Here is a 17,981-nt window from a genome sequence, read left to right as displayed (position 1 = left end):
CGCCTGCTGACCGCTGCGCGGCCAGCCCACCCGGGTTGCTGCGCAACCCGGGTGACGCTCCGTCCGCTGCGCTCCCGGAGCGATGGGGGCTACGCCCCCACGCGGCACCTGCGCTGCGCTCCGGTCACCGCGTGGCGCTCCGCGCCACGAAGGCCGGCCCCGCTGCACGGGCCCGGCCAACGGGCCTGCGGCCCGAGCAGCAGCAAGGACGGGGGTGCGGTGTCGATTCAGCCGGCCTCTGCGAGGAGAACTTGACGCTTGGTCAACGTCTACGGGACCACGTACTCCCGATTCCCCCAACGTGCAGGGCCAGTACGGTCAGTCCCAGGAGCATGACGTTGACTGACGAGAACGTCTGATTGGTGCTGATCTCGGCCACGTTGATAAGGAACGCGATGAAGAACAGCACTGCTGCCACCACACCGAGCATGACGGGACTCCCCTCACAGCGTGACGCCCGTATGCCCCGATACCGGTTCGCCAAGCGTGACGTACCGTCTTCGGATCCGTCAGGCCGGCCGGACGGGCTTCCAGACTTTCCAGCAAGCACGGTGCCTCTTTTATAACTTCAGATAGACTCTGGAATGAGGAAGGGTCCATGCTGCCCGGCTGCAGCCGATAGCCATCCAGTCCGTTGAGGTTCTTCAGCGGTCCGACCCGCTGCTGTGTGCCTACTGAGCGTGCAGTGCCACTGTCATGCACGATCGAGGTGCCCGAGCGGGGGCTTCGGACTCAGCTGGTCATGGCGACCGGATCCGGAAAGACCCTCGTGGCAGTGCGCAGCGCGGAAAAACTCCGAGCAGGCCGGGTCCTGGTGCTCCTACCCTCCCTGGACCTGCTCGCCCAGACCAAGGCCGCATGGCGCGAAGGCGGCCGCACCGGGCCGATGAACGCAGTTCGGTGCGCGGTGGCGAAGGTGGGCGCATGGCGGTGCAGAGCTGGCAGGTGCACGCCGATCGCGGTGGCCACCGTCTCCTCTCCGATGTGCGCGGCGAGCGCGCCGGCGACCGCGTCCGGGACGCACGCCTGGGCACGGCCCATTCCGGTCCCCCGGGTGAACAGGTCCTGCGCAGAGCGGTGTTTGGTGCCGGGCCGGCACGGTTTCGGCCCGGCACCTGGATGGCGTACCAGCCCCGAGGGAGGAGAATGCTCACTCTCCCTCAGCTCGGGCAGATCAGAAGACCCAAGGGCCCCAGCCAACCTGGTTGGTGTTGATGTCCAAGACCTCTACAGAGAGCTCGTGCACACCGTCGTTGTGGTACTCCGGCCACGTGTTCACCCCGCCTCCCCAGCCGGTGTGCGTGCGGCCGCCGGTCTGAGTGTTCACCTGCCACAGGTCCACCTTGCACTCGTTGGCGGGCCCGTCGACGTGACCGTAGGCGTACATGTCAGAGTAGGGGAGGATGTACGCATGGCAGTTGCCGGCGAACGCATCCCCACCCAGGCTGGCTGCTGACGCAGTGCTGGCCGAGACGGCGACGAGGCTTGCTGCGGCAATCCCTGCCGCAGCGAACTTGATCGTGCGTCCGATCTTCACGGTTGCTCCTTCGGAGATAGTGACAGGCAGAGGGGCATACCTGAACTGGTTCAGTCAGTGGTCGATGCCCGGCCCCGGTTGACGATCTTCAAAGACAGTCGGTGCACGTGGCGTTTTCCCCGTACGACTCCGTACGCCCCTTGCCCAGACTCGGCCTGTCAGGAGCACGGGTGTTGACGGGGCGCCCCCCACGAAGTGGGGTGGCCGACGGTGGCGAGTGTGGCTGTTGTGCGGGACATGCGTAAACGGCTGCGACGGGGACTGGTTTGGGTTTAGCCACGCATGCGCTTACTCCTTTCGTTTCGGTTTCCGGCCCTGATCGTCCGCAGCCGCTCACGGCGGTGACCAGGCAGAACAGGCGGAAGAAAGACCGGCAGTTTTCCCGGCAGACACCCTGTGGTGTACTCACCTGCGCAGATCCAGATCATGCGGCGGGGGGCGCGATGAGCGAGGGCGGATTCGGGGCGCACTTACGCGCCCGGCGCAGCGGGGCCGGGCTGACGCAGGAGGAGCTCGCCGAACGCTCGGGACTGAGCGTGCGGGCCATCCGTGACCTCGAGCACGGCAGGGTTGCCCGGCCCCGCCGGGAAACGTTGCGGCTGCTGGCCACGGCCCTCGGCCTGCCGGAGGACGAAAGCGAGGAACTCCTCCGCCTTGCCCGTCAGGCGTTACCACCGGCCCGACCCGAGCGCGTCGACACCGAGTTACCGACCGCTCCCGCCGCGATGGCACCCGCCCACGGTGACGATCCACATCCCACAGTCGTCCCGCCAGACAAGCCGGCCACGCTCCCAAAGGGCAAGGCCAGCGGCCATCAGGCCGGACACGAGCGTGCGAGAAGACCCGCGGTACGCTACTTCCTGCTCACCGCCCTACTGACGGTCACCGCGCTCTCCTCCGATCGAGGCCCCCTGCCGGCGCTGCCGTCCCACCACGGCCCGCGTGTCTCCCAGACCACGAGCGGGGCTTCCTATGCCGCCCGGATCAGCAACAACGACGTCACGTTGCCTTACGGTCCGAAGATCAAGGGGACCGATCTGCAGGTGCTGCACGCGGTCGCCCGCGGCGAGACGCTGATCGTCACCGTCGCGCTCACCGCTGCGGGCTCAGGTGCGGTCACCGTGACCGACACGGCCGGCAACACCTACCGGCCGGCCGGGCAGATCAACGAGCACGGCCGCCTGCTGCTCTTCGCAGTCGTCGGTGCCAGGCCGCTGGACACGCTCGATCAGATCACCATTCGCTGGCCGCGAGCCAGCGGCGCCTACACCACGGTCGACGCATTCCGGGGGATCACCGCCGCCGGACCCTGGGTCGAGGCCGAATCGGGCCCCAGCCCCAGCCCCAGCACCGACACTGAAATTGGCGGCCTGCCCCTGTGCACCGCAGGCGACCTCTCCTTCACCGCCGTGAACGCCCCAACCGGCCCCACCCCCCAATTCGATGCGCCCTGGCGGGAAACACATTGGCAGTCCGTGAACCCACCACCCGACGCTTCCACGGTCACGACGGCCTACGGCCCCATCGCTTCCACAGACGACGACTGCACGGTTCACGGCACCGCGAACCCACCATGGCAGTCCATCACCCTGCGCCTCCACTGAGGTGGACGAGCACTGGAACTCCGAGTGGCCGGCGGACTGGCAGCGGCACTACGCCGCGCTGCGCGAGCGGGTGAAATGATTTGAGCGCCACCCCTGAGTCGTGCTTCAGTGCCGGACCGCGCACAGCGCATGGTCGGTGAGGGTCTGCACCGCTTTGTTGAGCCGGTCCTCGTTGACGAGCGCGGTGGTGGATGTGACCGACAGTGTCACCGCCCGTCGGCCGTCCGCGCCGACCGCCGGCCGTCCGTACACTCCGAAGCCGTCGCCCTCGTGCATGTAGTAGACGCCTCCACAGGTCAGGGGCACGATCCGCAGGCCGAGTCCGTATCCGCCCTGCTTGCCTGCGGGCGGTACCGGCAGGTCGTCGTAGGTGACCGTCTGCCGCATCAGCGCCCACTGCGTGGCGGGCAGCAGCCGCCCGGTGGCGAGGGCGCGGAAGAACGTGTCGAGGTCCGACGGGGTGCTCACCACCCCGGAGTCCGCGGTGTGCTGGTAGCTCTCCTCGGTGAGGTCCACCAGTTCGCCCCCGGGTCCGGCGATGGTCACCCGCTCGTGCGGGCCGATCAGATATGGGTTCTCGCCGGGGATGTAGGTGTGTCGCAGGCCAAGCGGTGCGATGATCCGGTTCTCGATCAGTTCCCGCCAGTCCGCACCGCCTGCCTTCTGCGCGATCATCGCAGCCAGCAGATAGTTGGTGTTCGAGTAGGCCCACCGGCGCGGCGAGGTGTCCGGCGACGGAGTGAAGAGCGGGGCGTGTCGCATCGCGATCGCGACGAGCTGGGCCGGCGGGGTGGCGTCGTACCGGGTCTCGTTGAAGTGGTTCTGCAGCTTGTCCTGTATGCCGGGATCGGCGATGTAGTCGTAGATCCCGCTGGTGTGCTGGAGCAGGTCGCGTACGGTGATCCGCGAGCCGTCGTTGCCGTGCCCGCGAACCACCCCGGGCAGCCACCGTTCCACTGTGTCGTCCAGCGAAAGCCGTCCCTCCGCGGCCAGTTGAAGCACGACCACCGCCGTGAACGTCTTGCTGGTGCTGGCCACCCGGAACTCGGGGTCCCACGGCACGGGCGCGGTCGAGCCGGCGCCCGCGGTCCCGTACCGTGCCCGCAGTACAGCACCGCCCTGCTCATCCACCCGGGCCACCACGTTCACATCGCCGCCGGCGGCGGCGCGTACCGCTGCCAGATCCCCTCTCAGGTCCGCCGCCGAGTAGCCGCCGCCCGCCGTGTGTGCCCCGGCGGACACCTCACCCACCCCGCACGCCATGAGTGCCGCCATGCACGCCACGACTGCCGTACGTTTCCCCGCCACGCTGACACCTCGCTGCCCGGCCCAACTCTGTTCCGACTCCTGCCAGTCAACGCGCCCGCGCCCTTGTGATCGATGGAGCTGCCACCCGGGCGCCGGGTGGGGTTGGCCCCCGCAACGCAGACGGGACACCGAGCTGGGCATCGGCCTGGCGTGAGCGTCATGGGCAGGTGCTGTCGGCCTTCGTGGAGTGGGCCCGGGCGTCCGACGGGCTGCGGCCCCAGGCCGAGATGGTCATTTGAGGGATGTCGATGAACGCCGGATCCTTCAGTAGTTCGGTGAATTCACTGAGGTCTGCGTCGGTGATGAGGCCGCTCGCCAGGAGAGCGGGGGCGGCGCGGTCGATGAGGGGGCGCCAACGGTCCTTTTCGAGTCCGCCCATGTGGCCGAGGTTTCCGGCGAAGGCAACCTCGGTGAGTGCATTGCGGGCGAGGAGCGAGGGCAGTCGGCGGGCCCAGGTCATGTCGGCACCGTTTTGTCGGTACGTGTGCTGGTAGGCGGTGAGGATGCGCTGGATCAAGGGGAAGGGGGATGTGGCGGCGGGCAGGTCGTAGGGCTCTTCGATGACGAGCCAGCCACCGGGGGAGAGCCAGCCGGCGGCGCGGGCGACCATCTCGTCCCGATCGGAGAGGTGGCAGAACACATAGCGGGCGTGGATGAGGTCGAAGGTGCCGGGCGTATAGTCCTGGCGCGTGATGTCGGCTTCCTGGATTTCCAGGTTGGTGGCCCGGCCGGCATCGAGGTGGCGGGTGTCGAGGTCGACGGCGGTCACGTGGCCGTCCGGGCAGCGGGCGGCGAGCCAGTGGGCGATGGAGCCGGCGCCTGCGCCAAGTTCCAGGCAGTTCCAGGTCGGTTGGATGGGAAGGCCCTGGAGGATGTCGGTGGTGAATGTGTCGACGCTGTTTTGGATGGACTCCAAGCGGTCACGTTCGCGCGGCGCATCATTGCTCAGCATGCCGGTGTTGTAAGGGCTGGTGACGGCGGGGGGCTGTGTCACGGGATCACCTGTTCGTGCGAGTGGCTGGGGCGGCCTGCACATGCTGACCGGTGCTGTCGGGCGTCGAGGGGTCGGCGGTGGACGGCGGAGCGAAGGAGCGTACGGCGGGAAGTGTCCGGGACCGGAGGACGGCAAGCAGGAAGTCGGTCTCGCTGCGGAGGCCGTCGTCACTGGGGCCTGCGCTGGCGAGCGGGTTGGGTCGGGGTGTTCCTGCGGCAGCCCTGGCCTCGAGGGCAGCGCGTAGCCAGCATGCGGTGAACGCCGGCTCGACCTGTTCCTCCCGGAGGGCTTGGGCGGTGATGTGCCGGCGAGCGTGTTCCATCTTCTCGGGTGTCACGTAGTCCTGCAGGACCAGCAGGGCGTCGCGGATCTCGATGACCTGGCGGTACAGCCGGAGGCGGATCGTGTGCGGGCTGCCGAGCAGTGAACGGATCCGGGTACGCGGTCGGTCGAGAGCGACGTGTGGGACGGCTTCGACGAGGTCGCGCCACAAAGGATGCAACTGCCACATGACCTTCGCGTCACGGGTCGTGCGTTGGGCGGTGAGGGCCAGCGGCAGACCGACGCCGGCGGTCATCAGCCAGGCCGTGAGGCCGATGTTGTCGGGGAACAGCGCGCCGAGCCAGGCGGGTCGGGTGAGGAGGAAGGCCAGGACGACGCACCAGAACAGGCTGGATGAGGTGAAGCCGGCGGCGAGCAGGAGAAGGCCGGTGCGCAGGGGCCGGTCGTCGCGGGCCTGGCGGCCGTAGCGCACGCAGAGCACGGCGCAGGGGATCGTTCCGACGAGGTGTGCTGTGACAAGCAGCCACCAGAAGGGGCTGTACCAGGGAACGGCTTCGGAATTGACGCATCCGGCATGCGGGTCGACGGTGTAGTTGAGGATGACGAGGGCGGCTATCGTCACGGTCATGGGGCCGTAGATGAGCCAGGGGCGGCGCCGCGACATGGCCGCGAGGACGAAGTCGAGGATGAGGGCCGAGCTGAGGACACCCCAGGCGTTCATGAACAGGCCGCAGCTCTGGGCGAAGGTGAACGTGTGGTTCAGGACCGCGGTGACGGGGTCGAGATAGACGGTGATCGACCCGGCAATGCCTGTCACGGCGATGAGCAGCATCTTCTGCTGGTGAGAGCGGCGGGCTGTGGGCAGCCGGAGGAAGATCACCGTCCACAGCGCCAGCGCGCCCAGGAGTTCGGCGCGGTTCCCCAGTTGGTAGACGGAACTTAAGCTCATTTGCTCCTACTTGCGGATTCCGAGGGCGGCTTCCAGTGCACCGCGTACACCTGCCGACGGTGAGGGAGCACGCATCCCTGTGGTGGAGCGGATCAGGCTGGCCACGAGTTCGGCTTCCTGTTCCTGCTCGGTGGTGTAGTTGGTGCGGCCCAGGAGTCGGCTGATCATGTCGGGGCTGATGCTCGGCAGCAGGGTGGTGAGCGCGCCGTAGGTCTCCTGGTCACTGATGCGGTGGTCGCACAGGATGTGTCCGACCTCGTGGAGAACGATGTGTTCCTGATGGAACTTGGTGGCCTTCTCCTCGACGTAGATGGTGTCGCCGGCATCGGTAGCGATCCACAATCCGCAGGCGTTGATGGCGGAGCCGATCGGCACGGCCTGGATGCGGATCGGCCGGCCTCGCCGTTGCGACAGCTCGTGGACGAGTGCGTCTGTGGAGAAGGGGCTGGGTAGGTCGAGTGCGCTGACGAGCTCCTCGCACCGTTTGCGAACCTTTCGTGTGGTCATGGCCTCGCCTTGCTCCTCGATCGGACATCGGTGGAAGCCGACGTCACGTGCGTGGCGTGTCGTCACACCGCTTGCCTGCGTGCCGTTCTGCTCCGGGCGGTGGCTTCCGGGCGGTATCCGGCCGGTTGTTTCCCAGGGGAAGCGTGGTCTGGGCTGTGGTGTCGGTGTCACCTGATGGTGGGGGTCTGGGGCCGGACGGCTGCTGTCGCTCACTGTTGTTCGGCATCACCGCTGCTCAGCGGCGCGCCTCGCAGTGAGTCGCGCGCCTGGGCCGCAGCATCGATGATTCCGGTGAGGAGTCGCGAAACCTGGTCTGTGGTGGTGGGGATGGGCGACGCGTGAGACGTACGCAGGGCAAGGCCTTGAGCTCTGCTTTCCCTCAGCTCCATGAGGAGCGCGAACTCTTGGTTGACCTGCTGGAAGACCTGCTCGTCGAGGAAGTACGCGCAGCGCTGGATGCCGAGGCTGTGTGCGACCTTCACGAGGGTTTCGATGGTGAGGTTGGCACCGTCGTCGGACTCGACCGACGTCAGGGTCCGCTTGGAGACGCCGGCGAGATGGGCGAGTTTTGCGAGGCTGAAGGGCCCTTCGGGATGGTGCCGGCGAATATGGCGAAGCCGCCGCGCGATATCGGCCTTTGTCTCGTGGACGAGGCCGTCCAGCGTTCGTGGCGGGGACATCTCGGTTGCCTGCTGCTCCATCGCCCACCTCCTTGGCGCACCATAGTGCCCCGATGGAGCAACATGTTGCAACCGGGGGTCGAGGGGGCCTATGGTCCTCGATATGCGGAGCCAGACACTCGAGTTGACGGCACATGCTGACTTCTAGTCAGCAGACGGGGCGCCGATGGCCGCTGACCTGGCCTCAGGCGCCCGTGCCCCGGCGTCACCGCCGGAGGGCTCCGTGCGTCGCTCGTGCACAGCGGGCCATGTCCTGTTCGTCACCGGTGGTCCCAACTGCTGCGTCAGGGCCTGCGGCCCCACGGGGACTCGGCCGCGAGCGCCGCAGCGGGCTGGGCAACACGGTGTGCTCCGAAGGTGCGCCGCACCAAGTCCTTACGGAAAACGGGGGAACACATGAACCACGACTTGCAGATAGGAACACTGAGGACCCTGACGACCATCGTCGACCTGGGAGGTTTCAGCCGGGCGGCGGAGGCGTTGCACCTGACGCAGCCGGCCGTGAGCCAGCAGATACGGCGCCTGGAGAGTTTCCTCAAGCAGCCTGTCTTCACGACCACCGGGCGCAACATGCGGCTCAGTCCCGCAGGGCGGGAGCTGCTTGCCTACGCCCGCAAGATGATCTCCCTCAACGACGAAGCCGTCGCGCGATTCACGCCCCCGCGCAACGGCATGCACATTTCCCTCGGCATCTCCGACCAGTTCAGCGACGCGCTCCCGGCGATCCTGCGGGGCCTGAAGCGGGTGGCCCCCGAATCCCAGGTGACCATCCGCACCGGAGTGAGCGAATCGCTCACCGAGCAACTGTCGTGCGGGACCCTCGACCTGGCCCTGCTCATCAACCCGTGGGAGGACCCGGCCTACCGCGTCGAGGAGATCGGGGACATCGAGATGGCCTGGTTCGGGCGTCCGGCGATCGGGAACGACGCACCACTGCCCCTCGTGCTCTTCACCGAGCCGTGCACGCTGCGCGGGCGGACCCTGGCGGCCTTCGAGGAGTCCGGGGTCAAGTGGAAGCGCGCCTACGAGGGGCCCGAGCTGATCGGGCTGCGGGCCGCGATACAGGCCGGTCTCGGAGTCGCCTGTCTGGTGGCCAACGCGGACGAGCTGTGGGGGCTGCCCACGGCGATCTTTCCCCACCTTCCTGCGCCGCCGGGGCCGGTACCGACCGGACTGGCCATCTCCTCCCGGGTACCGGCGGACTACGGCGAGTCCGCCCTGAAGGCCATCCGCGAGGCCTTGGACCCGTATCCCTTCGCGGTCCTCCAGTCCTCGTGAAACCCGGTCTGAAGTCGTTTCTACGTCGCGCCCTGCTCGACTTCGATCCCTGGCTCGCCGCGGCGGCCGCTCATCCGGGAACTGTTCCGAAGGCGACGACGTTCCCTTCGCTGATGTATCCACGAGGGTCGTGAAGGGGGTTGGCGGGGCCATCGGGGTCGGCGAAGCCGCGCCATCCCTGTCCGCATCCCAGTGCCAGCGCCCGTTCGGCCACCCGCGCACATGCCAGCCCGTAGAACCTCTGCACCGCGGCATCGAACGGCGCATAGTGCTCTATCAGCAGCGTGCGCTGCTGTACGGCGGTCAGTCCGGCCCGTGACAACCAGCGGTGCAGGTCCCGGGCGCGCAGCAACTGCCGTGCGTACGGCGAGGATTCGGCGGCGCGCCGGAAGAAGTCCGTGAAGAGGAACGGAGGTGCCGGCCGTGCCGTGATCAGGCTTGCGTCGAGGTCCTTGACGACCACGCGGCCCCCCGGCCGCACGACGCGGACGAACTCGGCCAGCGCCCGTTCCAGTTCGTCGTCCCCGAGGTACTGGGTGGTGTTGGCGCACCAGACGGCGTCGAAGGAATGGTCGTCGTAGGGCAGGCGCAGCACATCACCGTGCGTCACCTCGACCGGGGCCCCGAGGTCCTCCCGTTGCGCCAGTTCCCGTACGCGGTCCACGTTCTCCTCGGCGAGGTCGAGCGCCGACAGATGTCCGGTGGGCCCGACCAGTTCCGCCAGCCACGGCAGGAAGGTGCCGCTGCCGCAGCCGGCGTCCAGGACGCGGCTGCCCGGCCGCAGGTCCGCCTCGTCCAGCGCCAGCCGGTACTCCGGGGCACAGGCACGGAAGTGGGCCTCGACGATCTCCCGGTGGGTGAAGCCCAGACCGGTCGAGGAGGCGTATCCCCAGGCCTGGTGGTCATCGGTCAGCATATGTGCCCTTCCGGCAGCGTTTTGGATTCGGCGATCTCGTCGAGCAGCCGCGTCAGGGCCCCGGTGAACACGTCCGGTGCCTCCAGCGACGGCAGGTGACCCGCGCGCGGCACGGTGACAAGGCGTCCCCGCGGCAGGGCGGCGGCCATCCGCTGCGCCTCGTCCTCGGGGACCAGCTCGTCCTGCGCACCAGCGACCACGAGCGCAGGGACGGTCGTGGCACGCAGCACGTCGAAGGAGTCGGGCCGAGCGGCGACGGCCCGTTGTGCCCAGGCCAGGGCCGCCGGTGAAGCCGCCGTCGCATCGGCGAGCAGCCGTGCGAGAAGCTCGGGGCGTTCGGCCCGGGTGGTCGCCCCGAGCAGCAGCGGCGTGGTCGTGGTGATCAGCTCGTGCCGCAGCCGGTCGTCCGTGATCATCCGCGCGAAGCTCTCGCGCCGGGCCGCTGCCTCCGTGGAGTCCGCGGCGGCCCTGGTACCGGTGAGCAGCACGCCGTCGACCCGGTGGGGATGACGGCGCAGGAACCGCATCGCCACGTATCCGCCCATGGAGGAGCCGACGAGCACGACCTGACCATGGCCCCCGGCATCGAGTGCCACCGCCAGGTCCTCGGCGACGGCATCGAGGGAAGGCGGGCCCGCGCCGAGCGGCACGCCGCCGAAGCCACGCTGGTCGAAGGCGAGCACCCGCAGACCGCGCTGTTCAAGGGCATGGCGCTGCGGCCGCCACATCGACGAGTCGAGGGAGAGCGCGTGGAGCAGGACGACGGTGGGGGTCCTCGGACGGGTCATCGCTCGCTCCCCCCTCGCACCCGCTCCACGAAGGCACGTACATGGCCGGGCAGCTCCTCCCCGCGGCGCCAGGCCACCGCGACCGGTGCGCTGGGCAGGTCGTGGATCGGCACGATGGCCACCTGCGGCGGCGCCACATCGGCGAGCGAGGCCAGCGAGATGTGCACAGCGGTGGACTCCGCGACCAGACACATCATCTGCCGGATGGTCGACACCTGGTGGCAGCGCCGCAGGGGCCGGCCGGCGGGGGTGCGCGGGGGGACCACGTCGTCCCACACGTAGGCGGGCATCCGGCCCGGACGGGCGAAGGTCTCGTAGGCGGCGAGTTCCTCGATGGACACCGACGAGCGGCCGGCGAGCGGATGGGCGATGCCGACGACGGCGGCCCGTGCGTCGTGGGCCAGCACGCGACTGACGGACAGGTCCGGTTCCCGCACCTGGAACTTGACGGTCATCACGTCGAGTTCGCCCGATCGCAGAGCGCGGAAGGGATCCGTCACGTCGTACTGGCGGAGCTCGACGTCGTGGTCGTCGAGGCCGGCGTCGTCGATCAGCCGGCGGACGAGGTCCGCGGAGCCGTGGTAGCCGAATCGGATCGGCTCGGAGTCAACGGTGGGAGGTGGCGGCATCAGGTGTCTCCTGGGTCAGCCCGGCGAAGGCCTGGAGCCTGTCGGGCGAGTCGATGGCGGTGTCGATGCGCAAGGCGGCGAACGGTCCCGGCGACTCCTCCAGCCGCGGTACGCCGCACACGGTGATCCGGTCCCCGGGAGCGATCAGGCCGTCCATGACCGCCTCGGCGAGCAGGTGGTTGAGGTGGACCAGGGCATCAGTGAGGGTGAGGTCGGCGGTGACGATCTGCAGCACCCGGTGGCGGGGAGGACGAGAGAGGGGAGCGGGGCCCGCCGGGAGTTCCACCGTCGCGGGGGACAGCTCGCCGAGCGTTCGCCGGCCGTCGAAGCTCCTGAGCAGGCGTCGCAGCCCGTGGGAGGCCGCGTCGGGTGCCGGGCCGAGCCACGCGGCCGATTCGTCGGGCGCGACGTGGTCGAAGGAGAAACGGCCCCGGAGATTTCCGGGAGAACCCGCGAGATACACGGTCCGGGTGAAGGAACGGCGCCAGGCCTGCCTGCGGTCGGCGGTGAGTGAGCAGGTGAACGCGCAGGTCTCGCGCACCCATGCGATCAGGTCCAGCTCACCGATGACGGCCACGACCACGGCCTCGCCGGTGGTGGCCGGGTCGGTGGCCCCGGCGATCTCGGCCTTGATGGCCTGTAGCGCCGCCGGGGTGGACAGGTCATGGCGTGCGGCCAGCTCCGGCCGGGCCTTGCGGAGCCGTTCGGCCGCGAGGGACAGCAGACGGTCTGCGGACAGGGTCATAGGAACACCGACGAGATCAGGTCGAGGGGCGGGGTGGGGCGGCGCTTGCCGAGGAGGGAGGAAGTGAGGCGGTAGGGGTCCACATAGAGGTGGTCGCGCCGGTGCCGGGCCAGGCTCTCCGACACGGGGGGAGCGTCGGGGCCCGACTCGCGGGCGGCGGCCAACAGCCGTTCGGCCCGCGCCATGCACTGGTACAACAGGTCGCGCCTGAAGGACTGCTGCTGGCCGGGGCCGAGCGTCGCGATGAAGTAGAGGCGCATGCCGAGCCGTACGGCAGCGGCGTCGTGATCGCGTTCCGCGGCCTGCAGCAGGAACCCGGCGGTGGCCTCGTGCCAGTTCCCGTGGCGTGCGGACCGTATCTGTCCGTCGATCGGCACGCGGCCGATGGGCGTGCGCCGGACGGACGGGCCGAGCTGTTCCAGGACGCGGCCGAGCAACCGGTAGTCGGCGTCCAGCTCCTTGTCGTAGAGCAGTACCACTTCGTCGAAACGCGGGGCCAGCGGCAGCAGTTCACGCAGGGCGCAGGCCAGGTAGTTGGGCCGTCCGTCCGCGGTGACGATGGGCCGTAGGGGCTGGCCGTGGCGGGTGGCGTCCAGGTAGACGGGTCCGCCGAACGGGCGGTGGTCCAGGCACATGCCGAGTCGGGAGAGCTCGGCCAGCGCCTCGTCGAGGGCCATGCCGGGTGGCTGGTGCGCCAGCAGGCCGGGATCGTGCATGCCGAGACGCTCGTAGTGGGACGCCCAGATCTTCAGCACCCGTTCCGCTGCCGGGTGGCGCCACCCGTGTCTTTCGACGGCCTCGGTGTACGGCTGCAGGGCCGCTGCGGTCGGGTGTCTCCCCTCTGCCCGGTAGGCGACGTAGAGTTCCCCGATCTCCTCCTCCGTCATCGCGGAGTAGTCGGCCCGGCCCTCGACGCGGTCCAGGTACTCCCAGAACCCGAGGGTCTGTTCGGTCGGGTCGTAGGTGGTGTGGCTGTAGCGGTAGGAGGCTTCCGCCAGGTGGCCGGTGGCCCGGTACATCACGTCGGTCCACAGCAGCCCCTTGAGGTGGCTGGGCGTCAGTGGCTTCGAGGGTGTGACGGTGACCGGGGCCAGCAGCACGCGACGCCCGCTCATCGGGCTCCTCCGACAGCCGCGGTGACCGCCTCCAGCAGCGCGGCCCGGCTCGGCGGTTGTGCGGCCACCGGTGCCCGCGGAGGCTGCGCGGCGGCCACTCGGGACCGGAACAGCGGGTCGTCGAAGATCTTGCCGGGGGTGTCCAGGCTCATCAGCATCCGTGTCACCCCGCGCCAGACGTTGCCGTCCACGGCCGCGGCCGCGGCCGCCTCGGCGAGCGACGGGCGGCCCGAAGGCCCCGGTGACGCGGGCGGCGCCGCGGGTGTCTCGCCGTGTACGGCCGCCGTCCAGGCAGCGATGCGTTCGGCGTCGTCGTGTGCGGACTGCTCGTACCAAGGGCCGAGGAGGTCTTCGGTCGCGGCGGTCACCTGGGCGCCGAACTCCTCGTCCACGCGTGGCGCGGCGCCGATCATGTCGGCCACCTGAAAGGCGTGGGTCAGCGCCAGGGACAGGCCCCGGCCGAACAGAGGGTTGGTGACACAGGCGGCGTCCCCGACGGAGAACAGCCCGGCAACGGGCCGTTGGCGGCGCGTCGCGACTGCCCTCAGCAGATTCGGCGGGCAGGTGATCGAGCGTACGGGACCCACCGGTTCCGCTGTGTCCCCGGCGAGCCACGGTGCCACCCATGGTGTGACCCGGGCGGCCGCGGTGAACCCTTCCGGGCGGCTCAGCGCTGTCATCGCGGGGTCACTGGGCAGCACCGCCAGGGCGATGGCGAAGGTGCCGTTGTCGCCGGGGTGCAGCACCCCTGCGTAGTGGCCCCAGATGCCGCCGGCCGCGTTTCCCCGGTTCAGCGGGCCGGGCCGGCCTGTCCCGGTCAGCCGGTAGCAGCGGCTGAACCCGCGCAGCTTTGAGGGCGCGGTGAGGTCCACGGCGACCGCGCCACCCGCTGCCGCCAGCCAGGACCGGGACTCCGCCCGGCGCCCGGTGGCGTCCACGACGACGTCGGCCGAAACCCGCTCACCGCACTCGGTCACCACACCCGTCGCCCGCCGGCCGTCGTGGTCGGTCAGCAGATGCCGTACGGCCGTGCCGTGGCTGATCTCGACGCCCGGGACGGTGCGCACGACGCGGTACAGGACGAGGTCCAGCACCGAACGGCGGACGGCCAGCGCGGCCAGCTCACGGTCGCCCGGTTCGGGGCGGAGGCCGCCGTGCCCGCGGGGAGCGCAGGTGGTGAGATCAAGCAGCGTCGCGCCCGCCTCCAGTACCGCGTCCAGGACCTGCGGCGCCCGCTGCCCGAGTACCCGCACGCCGAGGGAGGTCACTGTGTGCGAGTGGCCCGCCTGTGGGACGGTGGGGCGGTGCCAGCCCGTCGCGACGTGGCCGGGCGGGCCCTCGGGGGGCAAATCGGCCCGCTCCAGGACACGGACTCGGTACCCCGCCTCCGCGAGGGCAAGGGCTGTGGACAGACCGGCGATGCTGCCGCCTGCGATGACCGCGCTCCGCATCGTCAGCGCCGGTGGCCGTGGACGAAGAACACGCGGCGCACGTCCCTCACGTGGCGTGGCGGTACGGGGTCGGGCCACCGGCCGAAGCCGGCGCCCGGATCACCGGGCTGGACGGCCTCGACATCGAATCCGTGGCTGCTGAACAACGCTTCGGGATCGTCGGTGCCGAACAGCCACGGGCACCCCCAGCCCGAGAAGACGTCCAGCAGTCCCCGCATGTCCGGCAGGGTGAGCGCGGCGGCGTTGACGATGTCGGCGGCGAAGCGGCTGCCGGGTGCGGTGATGGCGGCCACTCGGTCGAGCATGCGCCGCGAGTCCGGCTCGGCTATGTAGTAGAGCAGCCCTTCGAGCAGCCAGGTCGAGGGCAGCGCGGGGTCGTATCCGGCGGCGACGAGATCGTCCTCCCAGTTGTCCGCCGTCAGGTCCGCAGCGACCGCGCGGTGCGCCACCTGGGGCCTGGCCTCGCCCAGCCGCTCGGCCTTGAAGCCGAGCACGGCGGGCCGGTCGACCTCGAAATAGCGGATGTCCGAAGGCCAGGGGAGCCGATAGGCACGGGAGTCCATGCCGGCGGGCGCGAGCACGATCTGGTGCATCCCCGGCTCCCGGGCGGCACGCTGAAGGTACTCGTCGAAGAAGCGCGTCCGGATGGCGTTGTAGTCGGGGGTGCTGGGCAGCGTGCGGGGGCGGTCCGGCGGGAAGGTCGCGGCATGGACCTCCGCCAGCAGTTCGGGGCCGACGTCTGCGGCCAGCCGGGCTGCGTACGGGTCTTCGTAGAGCCGGTCCGCGCGCAGCGTCTCGGCGGCGCGCAGCGCGGCGGTGAGCAGCGCGGTGCGCTCCACGGCGTCCAGCGTGTCGGTCATGGGCGCTCGGGTTCCTCTTCGTCGGTGGTGGGTACGCCGGTCAGCCGTTCCCAGAGGGCTGGGTCCTGGCGGAAGATGCGGTCCTTGACCTGTGTGGGTCGTACTCCGGTGGCGACTGCCTCGTGCCAGTCGCGCTGGAAGGCGTCGCGCGGCAGCAGGTGCAGGACGGGGGAGCCGAGGCGCCCGGACTCGCGTGCCGTCCGGTACCCGGGCGACTGCTCGCCGAGTCGGCTGTCCAGCTGCCGTGCGAAGCGGCCGGTCTCCTCCTCGGTCCATGGTGTGTAGGGGGCCACCGCGAACCGATAGTGCGGCGCCCGCCCGGGCGGCCCGCCCACACGGCAGGAGGCGTTGAGCAGTTCCAAGCCCGTGTCGCCCGCCGCGGCCTGGAGGGCGCGGATCACCTGGGCCTCGCGCAGCCGCTCGCCGGCCGCGTCCAGCCGCCCGCTGCGGCCGGCGTACGACACCCGGGGCACACCGTCGACCCGGTCGACGACCCGGACCACGTCGCCGACCGCATAGCGGTAGAGCCCGCCCACGTGGCTGAAGAGGACGTGGTAGTCGCGGCCCGGCTCGAGTTCGTCGGGAAGCAGGGTGGCGACGTGCGGAGCGATGTCGTGCTCGGCGTCCACGAACTCGTACACCGAGGCGGTGGGCACCAGGCTGCCCGCAAAGGGGTGGCGGTCCCAGGCGACGCCGACGGGTCCCTCGGACGCGGCCACGGGCGCCGGCAGGACGGTCACCCCGGCACCGAACTCCTCCCGCAGCCGCGGCAGATACAGCGCCGCCGCGCCGGTGGTCCAGCAGAACAGCGCCCGCACCCGGGGCCAGATGTGCGCGGGCCGGACCACCCCGAAGTGGTCCGCCAGCCGCTCCAGTTCCGCTGCCCGCTCCGGTGCCGGGGGCCTGTTCGGCACGCCGCCGACGGTGCCGTCGCGTATCTCCTTGACGATGCGTGGCCACCAGAGATTCAGCTGGTAGGGCACCGCGGCGATCATGGCCGGGTTGATTCCGATGAGGCAGCGGACGTCGCTCTCCACGGCCAGCCGCAGCCGCAGATACATCTTGTCCATGTGCGCGTCCGCCGCCACCGGGACCGGCAGGGTCGCCCAGGGCGCGGCGGTCCCCGGCTCGGCGGACAGCGGTTCGCCGAACTTCTCGCCGAAGTCGACCTGGCTGGCGCCGACATGCGGACGGCCGTCGGTCGTGGTGGGAGGTGCGGCCAGCGGGTCGTGCTTGAGGTTCAGTACGGCATCGGGGCGAGCCAGCACGTCCGGGAAGCTCTCGATCAGGGGCGCCCACGCCGCGTAATAGAAAGGAAAGAACGTGGTCTTCATGAAGCGGGGGGTGACCGGGATCTTCTTGTGCGCTCCGGTGCTTCCGCTGCTGGTGAAGTACACCGCGGGCCGGTCCGCGGTGAGCACGTTCTCCTCGCCCGCCGCCATGCGTTCGATCCATGGCTCGTGGGCCGCGTAGTCCTGGACGGGAACGGCACGGCGGAATTCGTCCATGGTGCGGATGCCGCCGAAGTCGTGGGCCCGGCCGAATTCCGTATCGGCATTGAATGCCAGCAGATCGGACAGTACCCGGCGTTGATGTTCCGTGAATGCGCGGGCGGCTTCGCGCAGCCGTGCACGTTCGGCCAGCACCCGTTCCCGGTAGCGCCGCTGGTGTCCGGGTGTTCCCGGGCCGTCAGTGGTCGTCATCGCCGAGCGCCCGTCGTACCGCGGCCGCAGTGCTCGCCACGTCCCCGCATTCCTCGATCACCGTCATGGGGATGTCCCTCGTCTCTTCGAGCATCATCTTGCGCAGGTCGCTCTGGTAGCTCTCGAACGCGAGCTCGGTGGGCCAGGCTCCTTCGTGCTCCAGCGGATTGAGCAGGATGCCGCGGCCGCAGCGCCGCCACGCCGTGCGGTGCGGCACCTCCAGGTACACGATGCGGCGGGGCTGGGGAAAGGAACGCCACCAGGTGAACATCGGGTTTTCCCCGACCCCGGCGAGCCGGCACTTCGCCAGAATCTTGTAGTAATAGGAATCCACCACCACCGGTGTTCCGGGTTCGCATTGTGCGATCCGGTCGCGGAGGTGGATGACCGCAGTCTGCAGAAGGGCCGCGAGGAAGTCCGGCGAATAGGATGTGCGGAGCCCCGGCAGCACGTCGTCGACCACATGGCGCCGGAGCTGAGCCACCAGGGGGAAGGCGGGTTTCGTGAACGCGCCGTCGGTGGACAGCAGGCGCCAGTCGGGCCGGGTTGCCGCGAGCTCGGCCATCACCGAGGACTTGCCGGCGAAATCGGGACCCAACAGCACGGAGAACGCGGGGAGTTCGGTCGGCACTGCA

17 protein-coding genes and 1 pseudogene are annotated in these 17,981 nt (G+C 69.7%); 3 read left to right on the top strand and 15 right to left on the bottom strand.

All coding sequences use genetic code 11. From position 1 onward, the window contains the following. Positions 1–742: 742 nt before the first annotated feature. Positions 743–808: pseudogene (locus ACWGJ5_RS36520) on the top strand (hypothetical protein); the annotation flags it as partial. A gap of 366 nt (positions 809–1,174) precedes the next feature. Here the strand turns inward: ACWGJ5_RS36520 and ACWGJ5_RS36515 are convergent. After that, positions 1,175–1,537 carry a hypothetical protein gene (locus tag ACWGJ5_RS36515; RefSeq protein ID WP_453313930.1) on the bottom strand — a complete coding sequence of 121 codons (363 nt, stop codon included), beginning with the start codon at positions 1,535–1,537 and terminating at the stop codon, positions 1,175–1,177. Positions 1,538–1,878: 341 nt separating this feature from the next. Between ACWGJ5_RS36515 and ACWGJ5_RS36510 the strand changes: the two genes are divergently transcribed. Then, on the top strand, positions 1,879–3,141 hold the full coding sequence (locus ACWGJ5_RS36510; RefSeq protein WP_453313927.1) for a helix-turn-helix domain-containing protein: 1,263 nt from the start codon (positions 1,879–1,881) through the stop codon (positions 3,139–3,141). Positions 3,142–3,246: 105 nt separating this feature from the next. On the opposite strand, the gene ACWGJ5_RS36505 is transcribed toward ACWGJ5_RS36510, so the two are convergent. The 5 genes from ACWGJ5_RS36505 to ACWGJ5_RS36485 all read right to left on the bottom strand — a co-directional run bounded on the left by ACWGJ5_RS36505 (position 3,247) and on the right by ACWGJ5_RS36485 (position 7,882). Next, positions 3,247–4,449, bottom strand: a complete 1,203-nt coding sequence (locus tag ACWGJ5_RS36505; protein ID WP_453313926.1) for a serine hydrolase domain-containing protein — start codon at positions 4,447–4,449, stop codon at positions 3,247–3,249. Positions 4,450–4,606: 157 nt separating this feature from the next. Continuing rightward, a complete protein-coding gene (locus ACWGJ5_RS36500) occupies positions 4,607–5,443 on the bottom strand; it encodes a class I SAM-dependent methyltransferase (RefSeq protein WP_453313925.1) in 837 nt (278 codons plus the stop codon). Positions 5,444–5,447: 4 nt separating this feature from the next. Further along, positions 5,448–6,674, bottom strand: coding sequence for an MAB_1171c family putative transporter (locus ACWGJ5_RS36495; RefSeq protein ID WP_453313924.1), 1,227 nt, complete (start codon positions 6,672–6,674; stop codon positions 5,448–5,450). Positions 6,675–6,680: 6 nt separating this feature from the next. Further along, positions 6,681–7,181, bottom strand: a complete 501-nt coding sequence (locus ACWGJ5_RS36490) for a hypothetical protein (protein ID WP_453313923.1) — start codon at positions 7,179–7,181, stop codon at positions 6,681–6,683. A 209-nt stretch (positions 7,182–7,390) separates the two neighbouring features. Then, on the bottom strand, positions 7,391–7,882 hold the full coding sequence (locus ACWGJ5_RS36485; protein WP_453313922.1) for a helix-turn-helix domain-containing protein: 492 nt from the start codon (positions 7,880–7,882) through the stop codon (positions 7,391–7,393). Positions 7,883–8,257: 375 nt separating this feature from the next. Here ACWGJ5_RS36485 and ACWGJ5_RS36480 point away from each other — a divergent pair, with 375 nt between their 5' ends. Beyond that, positions 8,258–9,139, top strand: a complete 882-nt coding sequence (locus ACWGJ5_RS36480) for a LysR family transcriptional regulator (protein WP_453313921.1) — start codon at positions 8,258–8,260, stop codon at positions 9,137–9,139. Positions 9,140–9,209: 70 nt separating this feature from the next. Here ACWGJ5_RS36480 and ACWGJ5_RS36475 read toward each other — a convergent pair whose 3' ends face one another. The 9 genes from ACWGJ5_RS36475 to ACWGJ5_RS36435 are packed head-to-tail and all read right to left on the bottom strand — an operon-like array spanning position 9,210 to position 17,977. After that, on the bottom strand, positions 9,210–10,055 hold the full coding sequence (locus ACWGJ5_RS36475) for a class I SAM-dependent methyltransferase (protein WP_453313920.1): 846 nt from the start codon (positions 10,053–10,055) through the stop codon (positions 9,210–9,212). Next, entirely contained in the window at positions 10,049–10,843 is a 795-nt protein-coding gene (locus ACWGJ5_RS36470; protein WP_453313919.1) for an alpha/beta fold hydrolase, read from the bottom strand. Before ACWGJ5_RS36470 ends, ACWGJ5_RS36475 begins: the two co-directional genes overlap by 7 nt. Continuing rightward, entirely contained in the window at positions 10,840–11,472 is a 633-nt protein-coding gene (locus ACWGJ5_RS36465) for a LysR substrate-binding domain-containing protein (RefSeq protein ID WP_453313918.1), read from the bottom strand. The genes ACWGJ5_RS36470 and ACWGJ5_RS36465 overlap by 4 nt, the downstream gene beginning before the upstream one ends. Continuing rightward, a complete protein-coding gene (locus ACWGJ5_RS36460; protein WP_453313917.1) occupies positions 11,450–12,217 on the bottom strand; it encodes a DUF6182 family protein in 768 nt (255 codons plus the stop codon). Before ACWGJ5_RS36460 ends, ACWGJ5_RS36465 begins: the two co-directional genes overlap by 23 nt. Beyond that, positions 12,214–13,332: a hypothetical protein gene (locus ACWGJ5_RS36455; protein WP_453313916.1), complete on the bottom strand. Its 1,119-nt coding sequence runs from the start codon at positions 13,330–13,332 to the stop codon at positions 12,214–12,216. The genes ACWGJ5_RS36460 and ACWGJ5_RS36455 overlap by 4 nt, the downstream gene beginning before the upstream one ends. Further along, positions 13,329–14,783, bottom strand: coding sequence for an NAD(P)/FAD-dependent oxidoreductase (locus tag ACWGJ5_RS36450; RefSeq protein WP_453313915.1), 1,455 nt, complete (start codon positions 14,781–14,783; stop codon positions 13,329–13,331). The genes ACWGJ5_RS36455 and ACWGJ5_RS36450 overlap by 4 nt, the downstream gene beginning before the upstream one ends. 2 nt (positions 14,784–14,785) lie before the next feature. After that, the gene (locus tag ACWGJ5_RS36445) at positions 14,786–15,643 is read right to left on the bottom strand and encodes an SAM-dependent methyltransferase (protein WP_453313914.1); all 858 of its coding nucleotides are present in this window, start codon (positions 15,641–15,643) and stop codon (positions 14,786–14,788) included. After that, positions 15,640–17,346: a GH3 family domain-containing protein gene (locus tag ACWGJ5_RS36440; protein WP_453313913.1), complete on the bottom strand. Its 1,707-nt coding sequence runs from the start codon at positions 17,344–17,346 to the stop codon at positions 15,640–15,642. Before ACWGJ5_RS36440 ends, ACWGJ5_RS36445 begins: the two co-directional genes overlap by 4 nt. Next, the gene (locus ACWGJ5_RS36435) at positions 17,333–17,977 is read right to left on the bottom strand and encodes a hypothetical protein (protein WP_453313912.1); all 645 of its coding nucleotides are present in this window, start codon (positions 17,975–17,977) and stop codon (positions 17,333–17,335) included. The genes ACWGJ5_RS36440 and ACWGJ5_RS36435 overlap by 14 nt, the downstream gene beginning before the upstream one ends. Between the last annotated feature and the right edge of the window lie 4 nt (positions 17,978–17,981).

This window comes from Streptomyces sp. NPDC054783 (genome assembly GCF_053611725.1).
The sequence above is the reverse complement of the archived record's forward strand: the minus strand, read 5'-3'. Positions and strand labels throughout refer to the sequence as shown.

Coding starts and splice junctions, on each gene's coding strand:
- ACWGJ5_RS36440 (WP_453313913.1), bottom strand. CDS start 17,346: ATGACGACCACTGACGGCCCGGGAACACCCGGACACCAGCGGCGCTAC.
- ACWGJ5_RS36450 (WP_453313915.1), bottom strand. CDS start 14,783: ATGCGGAGCGCGGTCATCGCAGGCGGCAGCATCGCCGGTCTGTCCACA.
- ACWGJ5_RS36455 (WP_453313916.1), bottom strand. CDS start 13,332: ATGAGCGGGCGTCGCGTGCTGCTGGCCCCGGTCACCGTCACACCCTCG.
- ACWGJ5_RS36460 (WP_453313917.1), bottom strand. CDS start 12,217: ATGACCCTGTCCGCAGACCGTCTGCTGTCCCTCGCGGCCGAACGGCTC.
- ACWGJ5_RS36475 (WP_453313920.1), bottom strand. CDS start 10,055: ATGCTGACCGATGACCACCAGGCCTGGGGATACGCCTCCTCGACCGGT.
- ACWGJ5_RS36485 (WP_453313922.1), bottom strand. CDS start 7,882: ATGGAGCAGCAGGCAACCGAGATGTCCCCGCCACGAACGCTGGACGGC.
- ACWGJ5_RS36490 (WP_453313923.1), bottom strand. CDS start 7,181: ATGACCACACGAAAGGTTCGCAAACGGTGCGAGGAGCTCGTCAGCGCA.
- ACWGJ5_RS36480 (WP_453313921.1), top strand. CDS start 8,258: ATGAACCACGACTTGCAGATAGGAACACTGAGGACCCTGACGACCATC.
- ACWGJ5_RS36465 (WP_453313918.1), bottom strand. CDS start 11,472: ATGCCGCCACCTCCCACCGTTGACTCCGAGCCGATCCGATTCGGCTAC.
- ACWGJ5_RS36470 (WP_453313919.1), bottom strand. CDS start 10,843: ATGACCCGTCCGAGGACCCCCACCGTCGTCCTGCTCCACGCGCTCTCC.
- ACWGJ5_RS36445 (WP_453313914.1), bottom strand. CDS start 15,643: ATGACCGACACGCTGGACGCCGTGGAGCGCACCGCGCTGCTCACCGCC.
- ACWGJ5_RS36495 (WP_453313924.1), bottom strand. CDS start 6,674: ATGAGCTTAAGTTCCGTCTACCAACTGGGGAACCGCGCCGAACTCCTG.